General features: G+C 36.5%; 2 protein-coding genes. One reads left to right on the forward strand and one right to left on the reverse strand.

The genetic code is table 11. From position 1 onward, the window contains the following. Nucleotides 1-248: 248 nt before the first annotated feature. Nucleotides 249-3467 carry a S8 family serine peptidase gene (locus ACOI1D_RS21045; protein ID WP_422504101.1) on the reverse strand — a complete coding sequence of 1073 codons (3219 nt, stop codon included), beginning with the start codon at nucleotides 3465-3467 and terminating at the stop codon, nucleotides 249-251. 351 nt (nucleotides 3468-3818) lie between these two features. Here ACOI1D_RS21045 and ACOI1D_RS21050 point away from each other — a divergent pair, with 351 nt between their 5' ends. After that, nucleotides 3819-4865 carry an LCP family protein gene (locus ACOI1D_RS21050; RefSeq protein WP_422504103.1) on the forward strand — a complete coding sequence of 349 codons (1047 nt, stop codon included), beginning with the start codon at nucleotides 3819-3821 and terminating at the stop codon, nucleotides 4863-4865. The last annotated feature ends 8 nt before the right edge of the window (nucleotides 4866-4873 follow it).

Here is a 4873-nt window from a genome sequence, read left to right on the forward strand (position 1 = left end):
TCATGTTCATACAAATATAATATTTCATCTTTGGCCCATGGAACTTCATCTAAATCTGAAAATACGGGTGAAGCACTCACATTTCCTGATACAAAAAACATGAAAGCTGTAATGAAAGGCAATGTAAAGCTTAAATTCTTTTTGAAATTCTTTTTCATATGAAAGTCCTCCTTATAATTTTCCAGTGTCGTTTTTCTGTAGTGATTTTAAAAACTAAAATTCTACTACCAGGTTAATGTCTAATAACCTCACTCTAGTACTCTTGCAAGCATAGCACAAAACTCAGCTCTAGTAATGTCGTTTTTCGGTCTAAATGTACCATCGGAATAACCAGTGGTAATTTCGTTTGCAACCAGCTTTTCAACGTAAGAGTAAGACCATGATTCACTATTTAAATCGGAAAAAGTCATACTACTACTACCACTAAGTTTGTACGCTCTGACAAGGATTACAGCCATCTCTTCTCTACTTAAATAAGCATTAGGTATAAAATCACCGTCATTATAACCTGTTATTATACCTGCTTTTGAAGCAGCACCAATATATCCAGATGCCCAATGACTTTCAGAAACGTCTGGAAAATCGCTTCCTTCCAATGGTAAATCCATCTCTTTAACGATCATTGATGCAGATTCGGAACGTTTTATACTTTCATTTGGATGGAAAGAGTTATCGGGATACCCATTAATGATTTGCTTTTCTGCCAGAAAGCTTATATCATTTTCAGCCCAATGATCGACTGTGTCCGAAAACGGCTTGCCTATGTTACTTGTATTTGTATACGTAAATGTACTAACATCACTCTTTATGTTTCCGTGAACAGCAATTGCCTTTAATACAGTTGTATTACTGATTACGATTGGTTCATCATATAAAAAACCGTTCTCTAAGCTTGGTGTAGAACCATCAAGTGTATAAAAGATTTTAGCATCCAGTAAATCACTCGTAACGTTTAACTGGAACTGTTCAGTGAATTCTCCTGATGGAACGCTCGCCTCTGGTGCGGCAACAACTAATTTTTCAATTAAATAATCATATGTTATGACTTTACTAGTAAAACCATCCTGTACTGCAATTACCTTTAACGTACTGTCACTATCAATTGTAATGGGTCCTGTATAGTTAACTCCATTGGTCAAATCTGGATTTGTTCCATCTAATGTATATCTTATCAATGTACCACTTTGACTGCTTAGCTCAACATCAATAGAACCAGTGTAAGTACCGCTATCAATGGAAGATAGTGGGACGGGGATTTCACCAACCACATCTCCAATATAACTAATGTCAAATACGTAAGGGTTGTAATCAGAGTAACCTTGAAGATTGGTAATTAGGGCATAATATTTACCTGCTTTAATATTCACGAATTTTTCAAAAGAATACTTAAGCTCCCAGTCACTATCCCAGGTCAATTCCGCTTCATTAATAACGTTGCCATTTGCATCTAATAAAATGGCAACTGGATCACTATAATAAGCATCACTATTTGTTGCAGTAGTTACAATAATATCCCCACTATAAGGCAGCTTAACTTCGAACAAATCGTAGTCTTCATATGTTTGAAAATGACCTCCACCAATTGCTTCGAATGGCAGAATAGTGGCAGTGTCCATTGAATCATTTGGTTCTTTTTCCTCAACTATATTAGAGTCGTCCATGGAATTGGTTTCAATCGAAACTTCCAGGCTATGTGATTGATCTGACCAGTGATCATAGTAATCATATACTGCCAAATAATAAGTTCCTGGCTCTGTTTCAAATTGAAGTTGCTCGCTTTCACCCAACCCTCCTTCGTCTATTACTTTTTGGTCCACTACGGTATTCCCATTATATTTAAACAGTCCACCAACTAAATCGAGATGATTTGGTATATTTGACAAGTCTATCCTTACGTCTGCACTTTGCAAAACTTCAAATGAGTACCAATCAACATCCATTGGTAAGTCCACTTTCCCATTCACTAACTGATCGTTAATCAGAGTCTCTGCACCACTTTTTACATCTGAGGCATCATTTTGTAATAATGGCAGATCCGTTGTCAGAGCCCCGAGAGCGTTCACTCGACCGTACCCGCTATACATGTTCCACTTTGCACTACCAAAATTATCTGCTCCATTCTGCAAAGCCCATTCAATCTCGGCAGGACTCCACTCAGGATGTTGTGCTTTCACCATGCCTGCCAACGCGCTTACGATTGGTGCGGAAAAGGATGTTCCACTACTGCTCCCATAACCACCAAGGAAATAAGTGCTGTATATATCTTTTCCAGGTGCAGTAATATCAACAAAACCGCCGTAATTGGAAAAACCTGCTCGCTGGTCATATTTATCTGTAGCTGCAACGCTTATAACACCCTCATACGAAGCTGGATACATATTTGTACTTATGGCATCATTGCCAGCCGCGGCTACTAGAACAATTCCTTGTTTATAGGCATCCCATATAGCGTCTTCAACAATTGAATTGTACTGATAGCTTCCATAACTCATGTTGATTACATCGACACCTTGTTCAATAGCATAATAAATACCTTGTATCGAGTCAGCAACTGAACTTAGTCCGTTTTCATTAGCAATCTTGACTGGAAGAATAGTTGCATTTAAATCAACACCGCTTATCCCAATGCTGTTAGAATTGCTTGCGATAATTCCGGAAACGTGTGTACCATGGCTATTATCATCTGATGCATCAGTGTCGTCATTAACAAAGTCATACCCCGCCAGTACTCTCCCTTGTAAGTCTGGATGATTAGCATTTACACCTGAATCTAACACTGCTATTGTTATATCTGATGATCCTTTGTTTATATCCCACGCTTCTGGCATGTCTATTTTATCAAGGTACCATTGCTCAGCAAATTGTGGATCAGAAGGTATGTAAGACGATTCGATTATGTAATCTGGATTTGCATATACTATACTGGAATCCTCTTTAAGCTGGTTAAGTGTACTAGAATATCCATACTGTTCAGGAACAGTCACTAGATAGATATTATTGCTTTTCAATTGCTCGGAGACACTTTGTATTCGTACATCAAACACTTCGGGATTGAATGTGACTCCTTCTTTTACCTTTAGCAGAATCCCACGATTATTCACATTTGATAGATCAATGCTCTTTTCACTCTGGATCCGGAAATCAGTGTCATTTTTAGTATAGCTTTTTCTGAACTCTTCAAAATAAGCATCGGGATTGACTGACAGCTGACTGGATTGTGAAATTATTAGGTTTTCGCCAAAATATCTATCTTGCATAAGTGGTAATTCTTCTATTAATCTCTTTTTTCGCTCAGCGTAAACAGGCTCATCTAATTTTTCTTTATCTTGAGCGTCAATTTCATTCAGCTTTGTCTGAACAGTTGATTCGTATAATTGATGTCCACTTGCAATACTTAACTGAGGAAGAACAAACAGAAAGATTACTAATATAATAAGACCCTTTTTTATTGTGTTATGATTTATCATGATACACTCTCCAACCCCTGATTTTTTGCACAGGATACTCTACAATTCTATCAAATATTTTAAAAATATTCAAATATTTAAAAAGTTCGTCATAAATAATATCTCTGATTTTTTAAATGTACGAACGAAACTTGTCGTTTTTTATAATTAAATAGGTAACATTTTTCTCATCTAATCGTCTATAATAGTAGTGATGCTTTTGATTGTTAACAAATTTCATCTAAATGTAATATAATTATGATTTACGAATAGAATTATTCATAGTAAAATTAAGGTTATGCTTTTAAAATACTTGTATATAAATCTTTACCGATTATAAAATGTTATTGATGTTAAAGGAGAAAATTTTTTATGTCGAAAGAAAAGACTACCCAAAGCCGTGTGGCAAAAAGGGGTAAGAAAAGGAAATTGCGTAAAAGGGCTTATTTTATATTGATACCAGTATTAGTGCTGTTTTTAGGTTTACTCACCTATGCGGCGTTATTGTATGCAAAAGCAGATTCCGTCTTCACTGATTCTTACAAGGATGATGGCCGTGATAAATCGGATCTTCGTGATGATGTAGTGGACCCAGCAAGTGATAATGTTTCTATATTAATTATTGGTGTGGATCAGAGTAATGTCCGGAACAATGAAGGAAGCGCTCGCTCTGATACATTAATGCTTGCCACTTTAAACGTAGAGGATAAGAGCGTAAAACTAGTAAGTATTCCTCGAGACTCTTTGGTGTATGTTCCAGAAGTCGGTTATGAAACTAAAATCAATCATGCACATGCTTACGGTGGACCGAAAGCAACCATTGAAACCGTAGAAAACTTGCTTGAGATTCCTGTCGATTATTATGTGAAAGTTAATTTTGAAGCATTTATTGATGTCGTAAATGCTGTCAATGGTATTACTGTCGATGTACCATACGAATTATCAGAACAAAATTCAAAAGATAAAGCTGGAGCAATCCACTTACTTCCTGGTGAACAGAAATTGAATGGTGAAGAAGCTCTTGCTCTTGCCAGAACTAGACATTATGATAACGACATTGAACGTGGCAAACGCCAGCAGAAAATCATTAAAGCCGTGATTCAGAAAGCAAGTTCACTTGGGTCGGTATTAAAGTATGACAACATTATTGAAGCTGTCGGAGAAAACATGACAACGAACATGACATTTGATGAAATGAAAAGCTTCATTTCTTACGGTACAGGTAGCGGAAGCTTAGATATTGATACTCGAACCTTAGAAGGTACAGATTACCAGCCTTCAGGTACGTATTATTGGAAATTAAATGAAGAATCACTTCAGGAAACAATAGACCTATTGAAAAACCATTTAGAAATCGATTCAGATACAGCAATGCGTTTCGAAAATGAATCCAGCTCAGATTCTGCTGCTTCAGAATAAAATAAGAC

The organism is Virgibacillus sp. DJP39 (genome assembly GCF_049310925.1).
In the GTDB taxonomy this organism is placed as follows: domain Bacteria; phylum Bacillota; class Bacilli; order Bacillales; family Amphibacillaceae; genus Virgibacillus_F.

What these genes read in the sequence shown, in the direction of transcription:
- ACOI1D_RS21050 (WP_422504103.1), top strand. Translation starts at nt 3,819, where the DNA reads ATGTCGAAAGAAAAGACTACCCAAAGCCGTGTGGCAAAAAGGGGTAAG.
- ACOI1D_RS21045 (WP_422504101.1), bottom strand. Translation starts at nt 3,467, where the DNA reads ATGATAAATCATAACACAATAAAAAAGGGTCTTATTATATTAGTAATC.